The following is a 19718-nucleotide window of genomic DNA, read 5'->3' on the forward strand; positions in this document are numbered from 1 at the left end:
AGTTCTGTTTGACTTAAGGAGTCCGGCGGTGAAGAAGACCTCGACCCGACTGGCCGACGGTCGCGAGCTCATCTACTACGACCTGCGCGACGACACAGTGCGGGACGCGGTGGACCGTCGTCCGCTGGACCGGACGGTCACCACGTCCGAGGTCCGACGTGACGTGCTGCTCGGTGACTCGGTCGCGATCGCCTCGCACCGCCAGGGCCGCACCTACCACCCGCCGGCCGACGAGTGCCCGCTGTGCCCCTCGCAGGGCGAGAGGCTCAGCGAGATCCCGGACTCGTCGTACGACGCCGTGGTCTTCGAGAACCGTTTCCCCTCGCTGGCCGGCGACTCGGGCCGCTGTGAGGTCGTCTGCTTCACCTCCGACCACAACGCGTCCTTCGCCGACCTCACCGAGGAGCAGGCGCGGCTGGTCCTGGAGGCGTGGACGGACCGGACGTCCGAGCTGTCTCATCTGCCCTCCGTGGAACAGGTGTTCTGCTTCGAGAACCGCGGTGCCGAGATCGGTGTGACCTTGGGTCACCCGCACGGGCAGATCTACGCGTACCCCTTCACCACGCCTCGCACCGCCCTGATGCTGCGTTCGGTGGCCGCCCACAAGGAGGCGACCGGCGGGGAGAACCTCTTCGACGCCGTCCTGGAGCGCGAGCTCGCCGACGAGCGGGTCGTCCTGGAGAGTGAACACTGGGCGGCCTTCGTGCCGTACGCCGCGCACTGGCCCTACGAGGTCCACCTGTACCCGAAGCGCCGGGTGCCGGACCTGCTGGGCCTCGACGAGGACGCGCGCTCAGAGTTCCCCAAGGTTTATCTGGAACTCTTGAGGCGCTTCGACCGGATCTTCGGCGAAGGTGAGCCGCTCACGCCGTACATCGCGGCCTGGCACCAGGCCCCGTTCGGCACGCTGGAGGAGTTCGAGGGCGTCAGCCGTGACGACTTCGCGCTCCACCTCGAGCTCTTCACCATCCGCCGCACCCCCGGCAAGCTCAAGTTCCTCGCGGGTTCCGAGTCCGGCATGAACGTGTTCATCAACGACATCCGGCCGGAGGCCGCGGCCGAGCGACTGCGAGAGGTAGCGAGTTCATGAAGTACCTGGTGACGGGTGGCGCGGGTTACGTCGGCAGCGTGGTGGCCCAGCATCTGCTGGAGGCCGGCCACGAGGTCACGGTCCTCGACAACCTCTCCACCGGCTTCCGCGAGGGCGTCCCGGCCGGTGCCGTCTTCATCGAGGGCGACATCCGCGACGCCGGCAAGTGGCTCGACTCCTCCTACGAGGGCGTCCTGCACTTCGCCGCCTCCTCCCAGGTCGGCGAGTCGGTCGTCAAGCCCGAGAAGTACTGGGAGAACAACGTCGGCGGCACGATGGCGCTGATCGGCGCCATGCGCGAGGCGGGCGTCCGCAAGCTCGTGTTCTCCTCCACGGCCGCCACCTACGGCGAGCCCGAGGAGGTGCCGATCGTCGAGACGGCACCCACGAAGCCGACCAACCCCTACGGCGCCACCAAGCTCTCCGTCGACTTCATGATCACCAGCGAGGCGCACGCGCACGGCCTCGGCGCGGTCTCGCTGCGCTACTTCAACGTGGCCGGTGCCTATGGCGAGTTCGGCGAGCGCCACGACCCCGAGTCGCACCTGATCCCGCTTATCCTCCAGGTCGCGCAGGGCCGTCGCGAGGCGATCTCCGTCTTCGGCGAGGACTACCCGACGCCGGACGGCACCTGCGTCCGCGACTACATCCACGTCGCCGACCTGGCCGAGGCCCACCTGCTGGCCGTCGAGCACGCCACCCCGGGCGAGCACCTGATCTGCAACCTCGGCAACGGCGAGGGCTTCTCCGTCCGCCAGGTCATCGAGACGGTCCGCCAGGTCACCGGTCACCCGATCCCCGAGGTCGTGGCCCCGCGGCGCGGCGGCGACCCGGCGGTCCTGGTGGCGTCGGCGCAGGCGGCCCGCGAGAAGCTGGGCTGGAACCCGTCCCGCGCGGACCTCGCGGGGATCGTCGCGGACGCGTGGGAGTTCACGCAGAAGATCGCAAGGGAGCAGTAGTGGGGCAGCAGGTGCAGGACGGTTTCACGGACCTCTACGGAACCGCTCCGGAAGGTGTCTGGTCGGCGCCCGGCCGCGTCAACCTCATCGGTGAACACACCGACTACAACGACGGCTTCGTGATGCCCTTCGCGCTGCCGCACACGGCGACCGCGGCCGTCTCACGCCGCACCGACGGCGTCCTGCGCCTGCACTCCGCGGACGTCGAGGGCGGCGTCGTCGAGCTGCGCCTGGACGACCTCGTGCCGGGGACCGACAAGAACTGGACGGCGTACCCGGCGGGTGTCGTCTGGGCCCTGCGCGAGGCCGGCCACGCCGTGACCGGTGCGGACGTCCATCTGACCTCGACGGTCCCGGCGGGCGCGGGCCTGTCCTCGTCGGCGGCCCTGGAGGTCGTGATCGCCCTGGCGCTCAACGACCTGTACGAACTCGGCCTTCAGCGCTGGCAGCTGGCCCGGCTGTGCCAGCGCGCCGAGAACGTCTACGTCGGCGCCCCGACCGGCATCATGGACCAGACGGCGTCGGCGTGCTGCGAGGACGGCCACGCGCTGTTCCTCGACACCCGCGACCTCTCCCAGAAGCAGATCCCCTTCGACCTGGCGGCCGAGGGCATGCGCCTGCTGGTCGTCGACACCCAGGTCAAGCACTCCCACAGCGAGGGCGAGTACGGCAAGCGCCGCGCGGGCTGCGAGAAGGGCGCGGCCCTGCTGGGCGTCGACGCGCTGCGGGACGTCCCCTACGCCGACCTGGACGCGGCGCTCGCCCGCCTCGGCGACGAGGAGGAGGTCGTACGCCTGGTCCGGCACGTGGTGACGGAGGACGAGCGGGTCGAACGCGTCGTACGGCTGCTGGAGTCGGGCGACACCCGAGCCATCGGCCCGGTCCTGGTCGAGGGCCACGCCTCGCTGCGCGACGACTTCCGGATCTCCTGCCCCGAGCTGGACCTGGTCGTCGACACGGCCCTCGCGTCCGGCGCCCTGGGCGCCCGGATGACCGGCGGCGGCTTCGGCGGCTCGGCGATCGTCCTGGCCGACGTCACCGACGTGGACACCATCACCAAGGCGGTCGAAGAGGCCTTCGCCACGGCCGGCTTCAAGGCGCCGCGGGTCTTCGAGGCGGTGCCTTCGCCGGGGGCGCGCCGGGTGAGCTGACGCTCCTGTGCGGGTTCTGGAGACGGCGTGCGGACTGTCCGCGCGCCGTCTTCCGTGCGTCCCCCTTCGGTAACCGCCCGTGCGACTTCTCCCGCGGTGTCGTTCGTTCCGTGTGACCGTGGACACATCGCCTTGAGCGAAGGGGGATTTCATGGCTGTGCAGGACGGCGGTCCTCAGGTGCCGCAGCAGAAGCGACCGGGGTGCCTCAGGGGCTGTGTGTCGTTGCTGGTGCTGGTCGGGATCGTGTACGCGATCTGGTGGTTCACGGACGGCAGGGAGGGGGACGACGAGGCCTCCGCGAAACCGTCCGTTTCGGCCTCCGCCTCGGACACGGCCGACGGTGGCGGCAGTTCGGGGGAGTGGAAGGTCGGTGACTGCGGTGGTCCCGATCCGGACCGGGCCCCGGACGGGTACGCGGCGTACGGCTGCGACGACTCCGACGCCACCTTCAAGGCGCTGAAGATCATGGACGGCAGCATCCTGCCCGGCGCGGTCCAGTGCCCGGCGGGGACCGACGTGATCATCGAGGTGTCGATGAACCTCGGGTCCGACGAGAAGCCGAGCGGCGGCATCCCCACCGACACCGTCTGCGGCCGCAACCTCTCCGACGACCACCCCGGCGACGCGGGCGCGGGCGGCGGGCAGTTGGTGAAGGGGGACTGCGTCGCGGCGGACGCCGAGGAGATCCCGTGCGCCCGCGCGGGCTCCGGCGACCTCAAGGTCCTCGGGCTCGTCGACGCCGGCACCGCCCGCTGCCCCTCCGGCACCACCGACCCCGTCCAGCTGACGATCGTGATCGGACGACCGTACGACACGATCTGCGGCCGGAAGCTCTAGCCGAGCCGCTTCGTCAGCGTGTACTCCGTGATCCCCGGCGGATAGTCGGGGATCACGCACACCACCTCGTACCCCTGCTTCTTGTAGAACTCCGGTGCCTGGAAGTCCCAGGTCTCCAGACGGGAGTTCAGGCAGCCCCGCCGGTCGCGGGCGACCGCCTCCGCCTCCGCGAGCAATCGCGAACCGAGGCCCGCCCCGCGCCACCGCTCGTCCACCCACAGGTACGTCACGTGCAGCCAGGTCGTCCAGGTGTGCCCGACCAGACCGCCGGCGAGTTCGTCCGCCTCGTCCAACACCCAGACATGGAGCGGAAGTTCGCGTTCACCTGGGGTTCCGCGCAGGGCGCGCAGGACCGGGGAGGCCGCGGTGTTCGCCTCGCGGAGCCGGGTGTGGAGCAGATCCCGTCGGGCTTTGTCGACTTCTGTCTCAATGCGAAACATGCGGCTCACCATAAACGCGTCGGACAGCCAGTTCTGCAAATTACCTTCCGCTCCCGGCCCCCGGCCGTACCCTGATGAACAGCACCGGTGGGGGCCGGTGCTGATCAGGGGGCGAGACAGTCGGGTACGACGCCCGAAGTGGGGGTAGCAGTTCGGGCACGGCGGCGGCCGTGCGGCCACCGCACTTCGGGCGCCGTGCCTGCGCCTGTTCTTCCGTCTCCCGACGATGGGGTATCCCCTGCTCTTCGAGAGCTTGGGGAAGGGGGTTTCGTGGTTCGCATCCGAGTCCTGGTCGTCGACGACCATCGCATCTTCGCCGAGTCGCTCGCCGCCGCCCTGGCCGCCGAGCCCGACGTCGACGTCTCCGCCGCCGGCAGCGGTCCCGCCGCGCTGCGCAGTCTGGAGCGCGCGGCCGCCGAGGGGCGCCGCTTCGACGTCCTGCTCGTCGACGCCGACCTGGGCGGCAACGTCCAGGGCATCCGGCCCGCCGTGCCCGTACAGGAGGGCGGCGAGGACGGGGTGGTCGACGGCATCTCGCTGGTGGCCGGTGTGCGTTCGGCACAGCCGGGCGTCCGGATCGTCGTCCTCGCCGAGAAGGACGACCAGCGCCGCGCCGCGCTCGCCCTTCAGGCCGGGGCGTCGGGCTGGGTGGCCAAGGACTGCTCGCTGTCCAGACTGCTGACCGTCATACGAGGGGTGCTGCGGGACGAGACGCATCTGCCGCCCGCCCTGCTCACGGGGGTCCTCAGGGAGCTCACCGCCGCGCGCAAGCACCGCACCGAGAGCGAGCGGCTCGTGGAGTCCCTGACCCCGCGCGAGCGGGAGGTGCTGCGCTGCATGGTCGCCGGACTGGGCAGAAAGGCCGTCGCCGAGCGGCTGTTCCTCTCCCCGCACACCGTCCGCACCCATATGCAGAACGTCCTCGGCAAGCTCGGTGTGCACTCCACCCTGGCCGCCGTCGCCCTCGCCCGCCGGGCGGGGGTGGGCCCGGTCGACCTGGCCGGCGACGTCGTCGAACGAGGCGGTCAGCTGGCATAGGGCATCAGCGCCGCCAAGGGGCGCGAGGCTGTGTCGATGTGCGGCTGCCGCCGCGTGGGTGCGACCAGCCACGACGCGGCATCAGACGACTGACCGCCCATCGCGGCACTCGCTGTCCGGCTCGCCCGGCGGAGCGCTCAGCCGGGGATGTTGTCGAACGGGGCGGTCAGCTGGCGTAGCAGTCCCGCCAGTTCGCCCCGCTGGGCGCGGGAGAGCTCCGCGAGGATCGCGCGCTCCTGGTCGAGGAGGCCGGCGAGTGCCTGGTCCGCGCGGTCCCGGCCCTCGTCCGTCAGCCGGACCAGGACGCCACGGCGGTCCGAGGGGTCCGGCAGCCGTTCCACCAGGCCCTTCTTGGTCAGCCGGTCGATCCGGTTCGTCATCGTGCCCGAGGTCACCAGGGTCTGCGTCAGCAGCTGTCCCGGCGAGAGCTGATACGGCGTTCCCGCACGCCGGAGCGCGGTCAGGACGTCGAACTCCCAGGGCTCCAGACTGTGCTCGGAGAAGGCCAGACGGCGCGCCCGGTCCAGGTGCCGGGCCAGTCTGCTCACCCGGCTGAGCACCTCGAGCGGTTCCACGTCGAGGTCCGGGCGCTCCCGGCGCCACGCTGCGACCAGCCGATCGACCTCGTCCTCCATGGCGATCAGTCTAGTGGTTGTGTCGATGTGGAGTCTCTTGATGTGAAGTCTCTTGACGTCGAGATAAATCGGGGGTCACAGTGGAGCCATGACCGACAGTGGATCCTCGACGACGACCTGGGACCCCGCCCAGTACCTGCGCCACGCCGACCACCGCGCCCGCCCCTTCGCCGACCTCCTGGCCCGCGTCCCAGGCCTGCCCACCGAACAGGCGCCCCGCATCGCCGACCTCGGCTGCGGCCCCGGCAACGTCACCGCCCACCTCGCCGACCGCTGGCCCACCGCCCACATCACCGGCTACGACAACTCGCCCGAGATGCTCGACCGCGCCCACACCGAGCACGGCGGCCCCACCCCGGGCGGCGGCCGCCTCGACTTCGCCCACGCCGACGCCCGCACCTGGACACCCACCGAGCCGCACGACCTCATCGTCAGCAACGCGACCCTGCAGTGGGTCCCCGGGCACGTCGAGCGCTTCGCCGACTGGATCGGCGGGCTCCGGCCGGGCGGCACCCTCGCCTTCCAGGTGCCCGGGAACTTCGGCGCACCGAGCCACCGGCTGATGCGCGAACTGGCCGACACCGCCGGCCTCGGCGGCCTCCTGCGCCACGACGACGCCGTCCTCGCCCCCGAGACCTACCTGGCCCACCTCACCGCCCTCGGCTGCACCGCCGACGTATGGGAGACGACGTACGTCCACCTCCTCACCGGCGCCGACCCGGTCCTGGACTGGGTGAAGGGCACCGGACTGCGGCCCGTCCTCACCGCCCTCGCCGACGACCCCGCGGCCCTCGACGCCTTCGTCGGCCGCTACCGGGACGCCCTGCGCGAGGCCTATCCGGCGGGACCGCACGGCACGCCCTTCCCGTTCCGCCGGATCTTCGCCGTGGCCCGCAAGGAGGCGTGATGCTCACCGGCATCGACCACGTCCAGCTCGCCGCGCCCCCGGGCTCGGAGGACCGGCTGCGGGCGTACTACGGGGGAGTCCTCGGCATGCGCGAGATCCCCAAGCCGCCGGTGCTCGCGGCACGCGGCGGCTGCTGGTTCCAAGCGGGGAACGTCCAGCTGCACCTGGGGATCGAGGACGACTTCCGACCCGCCGAGAAGGCCCACCCGGGGCTGCGGGTCACCGGCATCGAGGCGTACGCCGCCCGGCTGGTCGCCCGGGGTGCCACCGTCACCTGGGACGACGACCTGCCGGGCCACCGGCGCTGCTACTCCCACGACCCCGTCGGCAACCGGCTGGAGTTCCTGGAGCCGGTTGTTTGAGCCTGCCCGCACGGGCCACTCGCGTCAGTGACAGCAGGAGATTCGACCTGCCGGGAGTGAGTGACGTGGCGAAGGAACAGAAGGCCCGAGCGAAGAAGGAACAGGCCAAGGGCAAGGCCAAGGAGGCCATGGGTCGCGCGGTCGGCAACGAGCGGATGACCGGCGAGGGCCGCGCCGAGGCGGACAAGGGCGACATGCGCCAGGCCAAGGAGAAGGCCAAGGACGCCTTCAAGCGGTGACCGCACCGCAGTGACCGCACCGCCGTGACCAGGGGCGCCGTGGGAGTCAGCTCTTGCGGCGCCCTATCAGGTGCGGCTTGGCCTCCAGCCCGTCCAGCCCGTGCCACGACAGGTTCACCAGATGCGCGGCGACCTCAGCCTTCTTCGGCCGGCGCACGTCCAGCCACCACTGACCCGTCAGCGCCACCATGCCCACCAGGGCCTGCGCGTACAGCGGGGCCAGTTTCGGGTCGAAGCCGCGGCTCTTGAACTCGCGGCCCAGGATGTCCTCCACCTGGGTGGCGATGTCCGAGATCAGCGAGGCGAAGGTACCCGTCGACTGCGGGATGGGGGAGTCCCGGACCAGGATGCGGAAACCGTCCGTGTACTCCTCGATGTAGTCGAGCAGCGCGAACGCCGCCTGCTCCAGGAGCTCCCGAGGATGGCCGGCCGTCAGCGAGCTGGTCACCATGTCCAGCAGGCGCCGCATCTCACGGTCCACCACCACCGCGTACAGGCCCTCCTTGCCGCCGAAGTGCTCGTACACCACCGGCTTGGACACCCCGGCCTTCGCCGCGATCTCCTCCACCGACGTGCCCTCGAAGCCCTTGGCGGCGAACAGGGTGCGACCGATCTCGAGCAGCTGCTGACGACGCTCGGCACCCGTCATCCGGGTGCGGCGCGTGCGCCTCGGCTTCTCATTGCTCTCGGTGCTGCTTGAGTCGGTCGCCACGGCGTCAATCATGCCGCCTTCGCGGGCTCCTTCCGGCTTCGGGAGCCGCCTTCGTCGGTGTTGCGACGCGAATCGATACGCGAGCGTGACGGCCAGCGCACGTCGTACGCCCAGCCGAACATCTCGAACCAGCGGATCAGCCGCGCCGAGGAGTCGATCTGGCCGCGCTCCACACCGTGCCGCGCGGAGGTCTGGTCGGCGTGGTGCATGTTGTGCCACGACTCACCGCAGGACAGCACCGCCAGCCACCACACGTTGCCCGAGCGGTCGCGCGACTTGAACGGCCGCTTGCCCACCGCGTGGCAGATCGAGTTGATCGACCAGGTCACGTGGTGCAGGAGGCAGACCCGGACCAGCGAGCCCCAGAAGAACCCCGTGAACGCGCCCCACCACGACATCGTCACCAGACCGCCGACCAGCGCGGGAATGGCCAGCGAGAGCATCGCCCAGTAGATGAAGTCGCGGGAGATCCGGCGGATCGCCGGGTCCTTGATGAGATCCGGCGCGTACTTCTCCTGCGGGGTCTGCTCCTCGTCGAACATCCAGCCGATGTGCGCCCACCACAGGCCCTTCATCAGTGCCGGAACCGTCTCGCCGAACCGCCACGGGGAGTGCGGGTCGCCCTCCGCGTCCGAGAACTTGTGGTGCTTGCGATGGTCGGCGACCCACCGCACCAGGGGTCCCTCGACCGCCATCGACCCCGCGATCGCCAGCGCGATCCGCAAGGGGCGCTTGGCCTTGAAGGAGCCGTGCGTGAAGTAACGGTGGAAACCGATCGTGATGCCGTGGCAACCGAGGAAGTACATGAAGACGAGCAGGCCGAGGTCCAGCCAGCTCACTCCCCAGCCCCACGCGAGCGGCACTGCCGCGAGCACGGCGAGGAACGGAACGATGATGAAGAGCAGAAGGGTGATCTGCTCGAGCGAACGCTTCTGCTCGCCGCCCAGGGTGGCGGACGGCATCGCGGTGTCGTCGGGCGCCTTCGGGGCGTCTTCGATCACATCGGAGCTTGCGGTCATGGGGCGTCCCCTGTGGGGTTCGAGGGTTTTGTGACAAGGGCCTGGTCACAGGAGCCCGGCGGGGGTCGAGCGGTTCTTCCCTACGGTTCCGTAACCTACGGCGTCGTAAGTATGGCAGCGCGTCGCCCGACGGCAAGAGCCCAAAAGTCTGCGCGTCCGCGACGACACCTATCCTGGAGTCGTTCGGACAGCGCGGTCCGCTCTTGTTACTTCCCGGGATGTCCGGTCCGTATGCGGCAGCCGCCGCGCGACCGCTTCCGGGTTCCCTCCCGGACGAGCTTCAACACTGCAAGGAGCCGCACCTGTGAGCAGTGCCGACGACCAGACCGTTTCTCAGGAGACCACCTCCGCCGAGCTGCGCGCCGACATCAGGCGCCTCGGTGACCTCCTCGGCGAGACCCTTGTCCGCCAGGAGGGCCCGGAGCTGCTGGAGCTCGTCGAGAAGGTCCGCCGCCTCACGCGCGAGGACGGTGACGCCGCCGCCGAACTGCTGCGGGGCACCGAGCTGGAGACCGCCGCCAAGCTGGTGCGCGCCTTCTCCACCTACTTCCACCTGGCCAATGTCACCGAGCAGGTGCACCGCGGCCGCGAGCTCAGAGCCAAGCGCGCCGCCGAGGGCGGCCTGCTCGCCCGCACCGCCGACCGCCTCAAGGACGCCGACCCCGAGCACCTGCGCGCCACCGTGCAGAACCTCAACGTGCGCCCCGTCTTCACCGCGCACCCCACCGAGGCCGCCCGCCGCTCGGTCCTCAACAAGCTGCGCCGCATCGCCGCGCTCCTGGAGACCCCGGTCCTGGAGACCGACCGCCGCCGCTACGACACCCGCCTCGCCGAGAACATCGACCTGGTCTGGCAGACCGACGAGCTGCGTGTCGTACGCCCCGAGGTCACCGACGAGTCCCGCAACGCCATCTACTACCTCGACGAGCTGCACGCGAACGCGGTCGGCGACGTCCTGGAGGACCTCACCGCCGAACTCGAGCGCGTCGGCGTCACCCTCCCCGAGGCCACCCGCCCGCTCACCTTCGGCACCTGGATCGGCGGCGACCGCGACGGCAACCCCAACGTGACCCCCCAGGTCACCTGGGACGTCCTGATCCTCCAGCACGAGCACGGCATCAACGACGCCCTCGACCTGATCGACGAGCTGCGCGGCTTCCTGTCGAACTCCATCCGCTACACCGGCGCCACCGACGAGCTGCTCGCCTCCCTCCAGGCCGACCTGGAGCGCCTCCCGGAGATCAGCCCCCGCTACAAGCGCCTCAACGCCGAGGAGCCCTACCGACTCAAGGCCACCGCGATCCGCCAGAAGCTGGAGAACACCAAGCTCCGGCTCGCGAAGAACACCCCGCACGAGGACGGCCGCGACTACCTCGGCACCGCCGAGCTGCTCCAGGACCTGACGCTCATCCAGACCTCGCTGCGCGAACACCGCGGCGGTCTGTTCGCCGAGGGCCGCATGAACCGTACGATCCGTACGCTCGCCGCCTTCGGCCTCCAGCTCGCCACCATGGACGTCCGCGAACACGCCGACGCCCACCACCACGCCCTCGGCCAGCTCTTCGACCGGCTCGGCGAGGAGTCCTGGCGCTACGCCGACATGCCCCGCGACTACCGCGGCAAGCTGCTCGCCAAGGAGCTCAGGTCGCGCAGGCCGCTGGCGCCCACCCCGGCCCCGCTGGACGCGGCCGGCGAGAAGACCCTCGGCGTCTTCCACACCGTCAAGCGCGCCCTGGACGTCTTCGGCCCCGAGGTCATCGAGTCGTACATCATCTCCATGTGCCAGGGCGCCGACGACGTCTTCGCCGCCGCCGTGCTGGCGCGCGAGGCAGGCCTGATCGACCTGCACGCCGGCTGGGCGAAGATCGGCATCGTGCCGCTCCTGGAGACCACGGACGAGCTCAAGGCCGCCGACACCATCCTCGAAGACATGCTCTCCGACCCGTCCTACCGGCGCCTGGTCGCGCTCAACGGGGACGTGCAGGAGGTCATGCTCGGCTACTCCGACTCCTCCAAGTTCGGCGGCATCACCACCTCCCAGTGGGAGATCCACCGCGCCCAGCGCCGCCTGCGCGACGTCGCGCACCGCTACGGGGTGCGGCTGCGGCTCTTCCACGGCCGAGGCGGCACCGTCGGCCGCGGTGGCGGCCCCTCGCACGACGCGATCCTCGCCCAGCCCTGGGGCACCCTGGAGGGCGAGATCAAGGTGACCGAGCAGGGCGAGGTCATCTCCGACAAGTACCTGGTCCCCTCGCTGGCGAGGGAGAACCTGGAGCTCACGGTCGCCGCCACCCTCCAGGCCTCCGCGCTGCACACCGCCCCCCGCCAGTCCGACGAGGCCCTCGCCCGCTGGGACGCCGCGATGGACGTCGTGTCGGACGCCGCGCACGCGGCGTACCGGGGGCTCGTCGAGGACCCGGATCTGCCGACGTACTTCGTCGCGTCGACGCCGGTGGACCAGCTCGCCGACCTGCACCTCGGCTCGCGGCCCGCCCGCCGCCCCGGCTCGGGCGTCTCCCTCGACGGCCTGCGCGCCATCCCGTGGGTGTTCGGCTGGACCCAGTCCCGCCAGATCGTCCCCGGCTGGTACGGCGTCGGCTCCGGCCTCAAGGCGCTGCGCGAGGCGGGCCTGGACACCGTGCTCGACGAGATGCACGAGCAGTGGCACTTCTTCCGGAACTTCATCTCCAACGTCGAGATGACCCTGGCGAAGACCGACCTGCGGATCGCCCGCCACTACGTCGAGACCCTCGTCCCGGCAGAGCTCCAGCACGTCTTCACCGCCATCGAGGCCGAGCACGCGCTCACCGTCCGCGAGGTCCTGAAGGTCACCGGCGAGAACGAACTCCTCGACGCCCAGCCCGTACTGAAGCAGACCTTCACCATCCGCGACGCCTACCTCGACCCGATCTCCTACCTCCAGGTCGCCCTGCTCAAGCGCCAGCGCGAGGCGGCGGCGGCAGGCGAGGAAGCCGACCCGACCCTGGCCCGCGCCCTCCTCCTCACCGTCAACGGTGTCGCGGCGGGCCTGCGCAACACCGGCTGACGGCCCCGCACAGACGACGGTGCCCCCGAGGTCCGACCTCGGGGGCACCGTCGTATGCAGCGCTTGTGCCCTACGACGTCTTGCGGCGGCGGAACACCAGGTAACCGCCGGCCGCGACCAGCGCGGCCGCCGCGCCGCCCAGCAGGCCGACCGGGGCGCCGTTGCCGGTCTCGGCGAGGTCGCCGCCCTCGCTCCCGCCACCCTGGGCGGACGGCGAGGAGGAGGCCGACGGCTCCGAGGACTCCTGCGCGGGCGCCGACTCGGACGGCGAGGCGGAGGTGGAGGTGGAGGGCGACGCGGACGAGGACGGCGTGCTGCCGGGCTCGCCGCCGCCGTTGTCCTCGCAGTCGGTCCAGAAGACCTTGTGCTTGGCGGCCCCCTTCTCACCCTCGAAGTTCCAGAACAGCTTGTAGTGGCCGTCCGGCAGCGACAGATCCTCCGTACGGCCATGACCGTCGCCGTCCAGGGTGATCTCTCCGGACTTCACCGTCTCGCCCTTGACGTCGGCGCTCGGGGCCCAGGCCTCGATGTGCCAGTCGACCTCCTGGACACTGTCGAAGCCGAAGGCGTCCAGGTAGAAGGTGCAGACGTGCGGCTCGTTGCGGCGAAGCTCCTCGCCGGTCGAGGCGTCGTGGATTTTCACGGTGCCGTTGTCACCGGGTGCGGTGGCGTGGGCGGAAGGGGCCGCGAGCAGGGCGGCCACGGCGACGGCGGACAGGGCGCCGGCGCGGGTGAGGGTACGCATTGGCAGTCCATCTTCGAGATGTGACAGGGAAGATGTGGAGGGGGCGGCTCAGCTTCCAGCTCCGACTGACCCGAGGTCAATCACGAACAGACAACACTCAGCTCCTCCACAGATGTGGAGAACGCCGAAGGCTCTCAGATCGTCACGAAAGCGGCGGTCAGTAGTGCGACACCCGCGCCCGCCATGACCCACGCGCCCCGCGTGCGCCCCAACCCGCCCGCCACCACGACCGACGCCAGCAGCAGCGCACCACCCAGCGGCACCCACGCGTACAGAATCCCGGCCGGACCCGAGCGGACCACATCGTCACTGCTGGGCTTCATCACGACCGTGTACGTCTCGCCCTTGCGCACCGCGACCGTCTTCTCGATGACGACCCTCGCGCGTGCCCTGGACCCCTCCGACAGCGGCGTATAGGGCCCGGTGCAGGTGTCCGCGTCACACCGCGTCACCTCGATCGTGCCGCTCTCCCGGCCCTTCGTCAGCATCACGTGCTGCGCCGTGCCCCACGACGCCCACACACCCGCGATCAGGATCAGCGCCGCGACCGTGCCCATCGCCGCGAGCCGACCGAACCGGAGGGCGGCGGCCGAGGCCTGACGGGAGGAGATGGCTGTGGCAGGCATGGCCGGGATCATTGGCCATGCCTGAACGGCCCGTCAACTTCGGTGGGTGACAAGTCAGGAGTTGTACGTGCTTTGCGCCCGCTCGAGGCCCTCGATCACCAGACACTCCACGGCGTCCGCAGCCCGGTCCACGAAGTAGTCGAGCTCCTTGCGCTCACTCGACGAGAAGTCCTTCAGCACGAAGTCCGCCACCTGCATCCGCCCCGGCGGCCGCCCGATCCCGAACCGCACCCGGTGGTACTCCGCCGAGAACGCCTTGGTCATCGACTTCAGCCCGTTGTGCCCGTTGTCCCCGCCACCGAGCTTCAGCCGCAGGACCCCGTAGTCGATGTCCAGCTCGTCGTGGATCGCCACGATGTTGGCGACGGGCACCTTGTAGAAGTCCTTGAGCGCGTTCACCGGCCCGCCCGACAGATTCATGTACGACATCGGCTTGGCGAGGATTACCCGGCGGTTCAACGGCCCCGGCGGCCCGATCCGCCCCTCCACGACCTGCGCCTGTGCCTTCCCGGCACGCTTGAACCTCCCCCCGATCCGCTCGGCCAGCAGATCGGCCACCATGAAACCGACGTTGTGCCGGTTGGCCGCGTACTCCGGCCCGGGATTACCCAGCCCGACGATCAGCCAGGGGCCATTGGCGGGGGTCGTCACGTCCATGTCTCCTCGATACGCGCCAGCCGCCGCTCCCGTACGGAAGCAGCGGCTGACGAATTCTTCTACGGGGCTTCAGGCTCAGGCCTCGGCGGCCGCGTCACCCTCGGCCTCGTCGGCGGTCTCCTCGGCCTGCGCGGCCAGGACCTGAAGGACGACAGCGTCCTCCTCGACGGCCAGCGTGGTGCCGTTGGGGAGCTTGATGTCCTTGGCGAGGACGGAGGCACCGGCCTCCAGGCCCTCGATGGAGACCGTGACGGACTCGGGGATGTGCGTGGCCTCGGCCTCGACCGGCAGCGCGTTCAGGACGTGCTCCAGCAGGTTGCCACCGGCGGCCAGCTCGCCCTCGGTGTGGACCGGGATCTCGACCGTGACCTTCTCGCCGCGCTTGACCAGCAGCAGGTCGACGTGCTCCAGGTGGCCCTTGATCGGGTCACGCTGAACCGACTTCGGGATCGCCAGCTCGTTGGTCTTGCCGTCGATGTCCACAGAGAGCAGGACGTTCGGCGTACGCAGGGCGAGCAGCAGCTCGTGGCCCGGAAGCGTCAGGTGCAGCGGGTCCGAACCGTGGCCGTACAGCACACCGGGAACCTTGGCGTCACGACGGATACGACGGGCGGCGCCCTTGCCGAACTCGCTGCGGGTCTCGGCGGAGATCTTTACCTCGGACATGCGGATCACTCCTCGTATGGGTGAGAGACGGACAGGGTCACCCGGCCACGAACGGCCTGCTACGAAGAGCGCGTCGATAACGGAGGCGTGGCCTCCCTCGCCGAGCAACTTCAGCAGTCTACTCAGCGGGGGAGGCCACAGAAAAATCGATCATGCAGAAGCGTTCAGCCGCTTGGACAGAGTGCCTACTGCTCGTCGAACAGGCTCGTCACCGAACCGTCCTCGAACACCTCACGCACTGCGCTCGCGATCGTCGGCGCGATGGAGAGGACCGTGATCTTGTCCAGGTCCGCGCCCAGCTCGCCCGGCGTCGGCAGCGTGTCGGTGAACACGAACTCGCTCACCCGGGAGTTCTTGAGCCGGTCGGCGGCCGGGCCGGAGAGCACACCGTGCGTGGCCGTCACGATGACGTCCTCGGCGCCGTGCGCGAAGAGGGCGTCGGCGGCCGCGCAGATGGTGCCACCGGTGTCGATCATGTCGTCGACGAGGACGCACACGCGACCCTTGACCTCACCCACGACCTCGTGGACGGTCACCTGGTTCGCCACGTCCTTGTCGCGCCGCTTGTGCACGATGGCCAGGGGCGCGCCCAGGCGGTCGCACCAGCGGTCGGCGACCCGCACCCGGCCCGCGTCCGGGGACACGACCGTCAGCTTGGACCTGTCGACCTTGCGGCCCACGTAGTCCGCGAGCAGCGGAAGGGCGAAGAGGTGGTCGACCGGGCCGTCGAAGAAGCCCTGGATCTGGTCGGTGTGCAGATCGACGGTGAGGATGCGGTCGGCACCCGCCGTCTTCATCAGATCCGCGATCAGACGCGCCGAGATCGGCTCACGCCCACGGTGCTTCTTGTCCTGGCGCGCGTAACCGTAGAACGGCACGATCACCGTGATGGAGCGGGCCGACGCGCGCTTCAGCGCGTCGATCATGATCAGCTGCTCCATGATCCACTGGTTGATCGGAGCCGTGTGGCTCTGGATCACGAAGCAGTCCGCACCACGCGCCGACTCCTCGTAACGGACGTAGATCTCGCCATTGGCGAAGTCGAAGGCCTTCGTCGGGACGACCCCGACACCCAGCTGCTGGGCGACCTCCTCGGCAAGCTCGGGGTGGGCGCGGCCGGAGAAGAACATCATCTTCTTCTCGCCGGTCGTCTTGATCCCGGTCACAGCACTGTCTCCTCAGAGGTTTCTCAGCCGGCTGTCGAGAGACCTCGCCACTGGGCGCGACGGGGCCGTCTCAGCTGGTGGGTGCGGGTGTGCACTTATCACGGTACGCCGTGTTTGACGCACGTGTTTCCGGTCAGCCTTCGCCTTCCGACTCCCCGGACGACGCCTCGGCAGCCTTCGCCGCCGCGCTCCCGGGACGCTTACGAGCCACCCAACCCTCGATATTCCGCTGCTGACCACGGGCCACGGCCAGCGAACCGGGCGGCACATCCTTCGTGATCACCGAGCCGGCGGCGGTGTACGCACCGTCCCCGATCGTGACAGGAGCCACAAACATATTGTCCGAACCGGTACGACAGTGCGACCCGACGGTCGTGTGGTGCTTGTCCTGTCCGTCGTAGTTCACGAACACACTGGCGGCACCGATGTTGGTGTACTCGCCGATCGTCGCGTCACCGACATAGGAGAGGTGCGGGACCTTCGTCCCCTCCCCGATCGAGGCGTTCTTCGTCTCGACGTACGTCCCGATCTTGCCCTTGGCGCCGAGCCGCGTCCCGGGCCGCAGATAGGCGTACGGCCCCACGGTCGCGCCGGGACCCACATGAGCGCCGTCGGCGACGGTGTTGTCGACCCGGGCGCCGGCCTCGACACGGGTGTCCTTCAGCCGGGAGTTGGGCCCCACCTCGGCGCCCTCACCGATGTGGGTGACGCCGAGCAACTGCGTGCCCGGGTGGACCAGAGCGTCCTGCTCGAACGTCACGGTCACGTCGACCCACGTGGTCGCAGGGTCGATGACGGTGACACCGGCGAGCATGGCCTGGGTCAGGAGCCGGTCGTTGAGAATCCGCCGCGCCTCCGAGAGCTGCACCCGGTTGTTGATCCCGGCGATCTCACGGTGGTCGCGCGCGACGCAGGCCCCGACCCGGTGACCGGCCTCGCGCAGGATCCCGAGCACGTCGGTCAGGTACTCCTCGCCCTGCGAGTTGTCCGTCCGCACCTTCCCGAGAGCGTCGGCGAGCAACTGCCCGTCGAACGCGAACACACCCGAGTTGATCTCACGGATGGCGCGCTGCGAATCGGAGGCGTCCTTGTGCTCCACGATCGCCGTGACGGCACCCGAGGCACCGTCCCGCACGATCCGCCCGTAACCGGTCGCGTCCGGAACCTCCGCCGTCAGCACGGTGACGGCGTTCCCGTCGGTGGAGTGCGTCCCGGCGAGCGCGCGAAGCGTCTCACCGGTGAGCAGCGGAGTGTCCCCGCAGACCACGACCACGGTCCCGTCGACGACCCCGCCCAACTCCTCCAGCGCCATCCGCACGGCATGCCCGGTGCCGTTCTGCTGCGCCTGCACGGCGGTGCGTACGTCGGGGTCGACGCCACCGAGATGCTCGGTGACCTTCTCGCGTGCGTGGCCTACGACGACGACGAGGTTCTCGGGGTCCAACTCACGCGCGGCGGCGAGCACATGACCCACCAGGCTGCGGCCACAGAGCTCATGCAGGACCTTCGGTGTGGCCGACTTCATACGGGTGCCCTCACCCGCTGCGAGAACGACGACGGCTGCCGGGCGAATGGCGCTCACGGGATGCCCTTCGGCTGTAAAGGGGGTGGGGTGACATCCGCAGGATACCGGGGCGTTTCATGGGCGACATGAGTGTGGGCCCTGACCGTGCTGTCAGCGGTCAGGACCCGAACTGAGTACTTGCTCCCCCGCCAGGACTCGAACCCGGACAGATGGCACCAAAAGCCACAGTGCTGCCAATTACACCACGGGGGATCAAACTCGATCGAACCGGACATTTGGTCAGGTCGCCGAGTCGACACCCAACACTATGCCGTACCAAGCGCCTTCCTTGCGACGGTACAGGGCGGCGCTCAAGTCCCCGTACTTGTTCCGTGCGTTTGCCATGGGCATACCCTCCGGGCGGAATTCGATCTTCCGGGGGCGAACGGTGAGCGATTCAGCAGTTCGAGGGATATCGGGTTGTTTCGCATCCGGTCGGTCACGCTGTGTGGTGTAGGCCAATCCCGGAAACTCACCGGAAAACGCGTACCGACCGCCCGTAGGCTGGAGGCATGACCACGACGGGGGAAGACCACGCCGCGGCCCGGCCAGGGCCGTGGTGGTGGGTCAGGTGGCGCAGCGCGGTGTTGGACGTGGGCTTGGCTGTCGCGTCGGTCGTCGAGTGCGGTGCCGAGGGGTGGCGGTTCGCGGGGGACGCGGGGATTCCCAGGGCCGCGGGGGTCGTTTTCGGGTTGCTCGCCGGGTCCGCGCTGCTGGTGCGGCGGAAGTGGCCGATCGCCGTCGTGCTGGTGTCCATCGCCATCACGCCCGCCCAGATGGGCTACCTCATGGCGATCGTCGGCCTGTACACCCTCGCCGCCTCCGAGCTGCCCCGCCGGATCATCGGCTCGCTCGCGGGGATGTCGCTGGTCGGGCAGATGATCGTGATGTTCGTGCGGATCCGGCAGGGCGCGTCACGCGGGTCGTGGGAGCTGGGGGACTGGTTCGTGCCGTTCGCCGCGATCACGATCGCCATCGGGCTGACCGCGCCCCCGCTGCTGCTCGGGCTGTACGTGGGCGCTCGGCGTCGGCTGATGGAGAGTCTGCGGGAGCGGGCCGACAGCCTTGAGCGGGAGCTCCAGTTGCTCGCCGAGCGGGCGGAGGAGCGGGCCGAGTGGGCGCGGAACGAGGAACGGACGCGGATCGCCCGGGAGATGCATGACGTGGTCGCGCATCGGGTGAGCCTGATGGTCGTCCACGCCGCGGCGCTCCAGGCGGTCGCTCGGAAAGATCCCGAGAAGGCCGTCAAGAACGCGGCCCTGGTCGGCGACATGGGGCGGCAGGCGCTGACCGAGCTGCGGGAGATGCTCGGGGTGCTGCGCAGCACGGACAGCGGTAAGCGGGTGCGGGCCGACGCGGTGCCGCTCGCCGCCGTGGGGGTGGCGGCCGCCGCTGCCGCCTCGCGGGCGGTGGACGAGTCGGAGGGGCCCTGTCTCTCCGAGTTGGAGGAGCTGATCGGGCAGTCGAGCGCGGCGGGGATGGTCGTGGATCTGACCGTCGAGGGTGATGCCCGGGTGTACGGCGCCGACATCGAGCAGACGGCGTACCGGGTGGTCCAGGAGGCGTTGACCAACGTCCACAAGCACGCGGCGGGCGCCAAGACGCATGTGCGGCTCGCGCACCGGGTGTCGGAGATCGCGATGCAGGTGGAGAACGAGCCGCCGCCGGAGGTGTCGGTGGCCTCGTCGGCGCGGTTGCCGTCCGGGGGGAACGGTCTGGTGGGTATGAAGGAGCGGGTCGTGGCGCTGGGCGGGGTGTTCGTGTCCGGGCCGACGGACGCGGGGGGTTTCCGGGTGTCGGCGGTCATCCCGGCGTAGGGCGCCTGCTCCTCTTACGTACCTCTGCTTGTGCTTCTGCG

The 19718-nt window shown here is 69.9% G+C and carries 20 protein-coding genes and 1 tRNA gene; 10 read left to right on the plus strand and 11 right to left on the minus strand.

All coding sequences use genetic code 11. The features are described 5' to 3' along the window. Window positions 1-28 precede the first annotated feature (28 nt). From galT to ABKA17_RS29025, 4 genes are all read left to right on the plus strand, one after another. Window positions 29-1090 (plus strand): galactose-1-phosphate uridylyltransferase, encoded by a 1062-nt coding sequence (gene galT, locus ABKA17_RS29010; protein WP_353695217.1) that lies wholly within the window; start codon window positions 29-31, stop codon window positions 1088-1090. Then, the gene (gene galE / locus ABKA17_RS29015; RefSeq protein ID WP_353695218.1) at window positions 1087-2049 is read left to right on the plus strand and encodes a UDP-glucose 4-epimerase GalE; all 963 of its coding nucleotides are present in this window, start codon (window positions 1087-1089) and stop codon (window positions 2047-2049) included. Before galT ends, galE begins: the two co-directional genes overlap by 4 nt. Further along, a complete protein-coding gene (gene galK, locus ABKA17_RS29020) occupies window positions 2049-3200 on the plus strand; it encodes a galactokinase (RefSeq protein WP_353695219.1) in 1152 nt (383 codons plus the stop codon). Before galE ends, galK begins: the two co-directional genes overlap by 1 nt. 151 nt (window positions 3201-3351) lie before the next feature. Beyond that, on the plus strand, window positions 3352-4038 hold the full coding sequence (locus ABKA17_RS29025; RefSeq protein WP_353695220.1) for a hypothetical protein: 687 nt from the start codon (window positions 3352-3354) through the stop codon (window positions 4036-4038). Here ABKA17_RS29025 and ABKA17_RS29030 read toward each other — a convergent pair. After that, window positions 4035-4490, minus strand: a complete 456-nt coding sequence (locus ABKA17_RS29030; RefSeq protein WP_353695221.1) for a GNAT family N-acetyltransferase — start codon at window positions 4488-4490, stop codon at window positions 4035-4037. The two genes, ABKA17_RS29025 and ABKA17_RS29030, sit on opposite strands and share 4 nt — an antisense overlap. 258 nt (window positions 4491-4748) lie before the next feature. On the opposite strand from ABKA17_RS29030, the gene ABKA17_RS29035 reads away from it, so the two are divergent. Beyond that, on the plus strand, window positions 4749-5516 hold the full coding sequence (locus ABKA17_RS29035; protein WP_353695222.1) for a LuxR C-terminal-related transcriptional regulator: 768 nt from the start codon (window positions 4749-4751) through the stop codon (window positions 5514-5516). Window positions 5517-5653: 137 nt separating this feature from the next. Here ABKA17_RS29035 and tamR read toward each other — a convergent pair whose 3' ends face one another. Then, window positions 5654-6151, minus strand: a complete 498-nt coding sequence (gene tamR / locus ABKA17_RS29040; RefSeq protein ID WP_126903729.1) for a MarR family transcriptional regulator TamR — start codon at window positions 6149-6151, stop codon at window positions 5654-5656. Between the two features lie 88 nt (window positions 6152-6239). Here tamR and ABKA17_RS29045 point away from each other — a divergent pair, with 88 nt between their 5' ends. From ABKA17_RS29045 to ABKA17_RS29055, 3 genes are all read left to right on the plus strand, one after another. Beyond that, window positions 6240-7058, plus strand: coding sequence for a trans-aconitate 2-methyltransferase (locus ABKA17_RS29045; RefSeq protein WP_353695223.1), 819 nt, complete (start codon window positions 6240-6242; stop codon window positions 7056-7058). Further along, the gene (locus ABKA17_RS29050; protein ID WP_353695224.1) at window positions 7058-7420 is read left to right on the plus strand and encodes a VOC family protein; all 363 of its coding nucleotides are present in this window, start codon (window positions 7058-7060) and stop codon (window positions 7418-7420) included. Before ABKA17_RS29045 ends, ABKA17_RS29050 begins: the two co-directional genes overlap by 1 nt. A 65-nt stretch (window positions 7421-7485) precedes the next feature. Further along, window positions 7486-7659, plus strand: coding sequence for a CsbD family protein (locus ABKA17_RS29055; protein WP_353695225.1), 174 nt, complete (start codon window positions 7486-7488; stop codon window positions 7657-7659). Between the two features lie 46 nt (window positions 7660-7705). Here the strand turns inward: ABKA17_RS29055 and ABKA17_RS29060 are convergent, their stop codons facing one another. Together ABKA17_RS29060 and ABKA17_RS29065 are read right to left on the minus strand one after the other, a co-directional pair. Next, entirely contained in the window at window positions 7706-8383 is a 678-nt protein-coding gene (locus tag ABKA17_RS29060) for a TetR family transcriptional regulator (RefSeq protein ID WP_353695226.1), read from the minus strand. After that, window positions 8380-9390, minus strand: a complete 1011-nt coding sequence (locus ABKA17_RS29065) for an acyl-CoA desaturase (RefSeq protein ID WP_353695227.1) — start codon at window positions 9388-9390, stop codon at window positions 8380-8382. The genes ABKA17_RS29060 and ABKA17_RS29065 overlap by 4 nt, the downstream gene beginning before the upstream one ends. Before the next feature lie 304 nt (window positions 9391-9694). On the opposite strand from ABKA17_RS29065, the gene ppc reads away from it, so the two are divergent. Next, complete coding sequence (ppc, locus tag ABKA17_RS29070) at window positions 9695-12436, plus strand: phosphoenolpyruvate carboxylase (protein ID WP_353695228.1); 2742 nt, start codon at window positions 9695-9697, stop codon at window positions 12434-12436. A gap of 70 nt (window positions 12437-12506) precedes the next feature. Here the strand turns inward: ppc and ABKA17_RS29075 are convergent, their stop codons facing one another. From ABKA17_RS29075 to ABKA17_RS29105, 7 genes are all read right to left on the minus strand, one after another. Next, window positions 12507-13181 carry an LPXTG cell wall anchor domain-containing protein gene (locus tag ABKA17_RS29075; protein WP_353695229.1) on the minus strand — a complete coding sequence of 225 codons (675 nt, stop codon included), beginning with the start codon at window positions 13179-13181 and terminating at the stop codon, window positions 12507-12509. 134 nt (window positions 13182-13315) lie between these two features. Continuing rightward, window positions 13316-13819: a hypothetical protein gene (locus ABKA17_RS29080; RefSeq protein ID WP_353695230.1), complete on the minus strand. Its 504-nt coding sequence runs from the start codon at window positions 13817-13819 to the stop codon at window positions 13316-13318. A 42-nt stretch (window positions 13820-13861) separates the two neighbouring features. Then, the gene (pth, locus tag ABKA17_RS29085) at window positions 13862-14464 is read right to left on the minus strand and encodes an aminoacyl-tRNA hydrolase (RefSeq protein ID WP_353695231.1); all 603 of its coding nucleotides are present in this window, start codon (window positions 14462-14464) and stop codon (window positions 13862-13864) included. Between the two features lie 75 nt (window positions 14465-14539). Then, window positions 14540-15130 (minus strand): 50S ribosomal protein L25/general stress protein Ctc, encoded by a 591-nt coding sequence (locus tag ABKA17_RS29090; RefSeq protein ID WP_353695232.1) that lies wholly within the window; start codon window positions 15128-15130, stop codon window positions 14540-14542. A 185-nt stretch (window positions 15131-15315) separates the two neighbouring features. Next, a complete protein-coding gene (locus tag ABKA17_RS29095; RefSeq protein WP_353695233.1) occupies window positions 15316-16296 on the minus strand; it encodes a ribose-phosphate diphosphokinase in 981 nt (326 codons plus the stop codon). 133 nt (window positions 16297-16429) lie between these two features. Beyond that, window positions 16430-17878, minus strand: a complete 1449-nt coding sequence (gene glmU, locus ABKA17_RS29100) for a bifunctional UDP-N-acetylglucosamine diphosphorylase/glucosamine-1-phosphate N-acetyltransferase GlmU (protein WP_353695234.1) — start codon at window positions 17876-17878, stop codon at window positions 16430-16432. Window positions 17879-18001: 123 nt separating this feature from the next. Then, window positions 18002-18073, minus strand: a tRNA-Gln gene (locus ABKA17_RS29105). 299 nt (window positions 18074-18372) lie between these two features. On the opposite strand from ABKA17_RS29105, the gene ABKA17_RS29110 reads away from it, so the two are divergent. Next, a complete protein-coding gene (locus tag ABKA17_RS29110; protein WP_353695235.1) occupies window positions 18373-19677 on the plus strand; it encodes a sensor histidine kinase in 1305 nt (434 codons plus the stop codon). Window positions 19678-19718: the final 41 nt, after the last annotated feature.

Source organism: Streptomyces sp. RG80, from assembly GCF_040446465.1.
Lineage (GTDB): Bacteria > Actinomycetota > Actinomycetes > Streptomycetales > Streptomycetaceae > Streptomyces.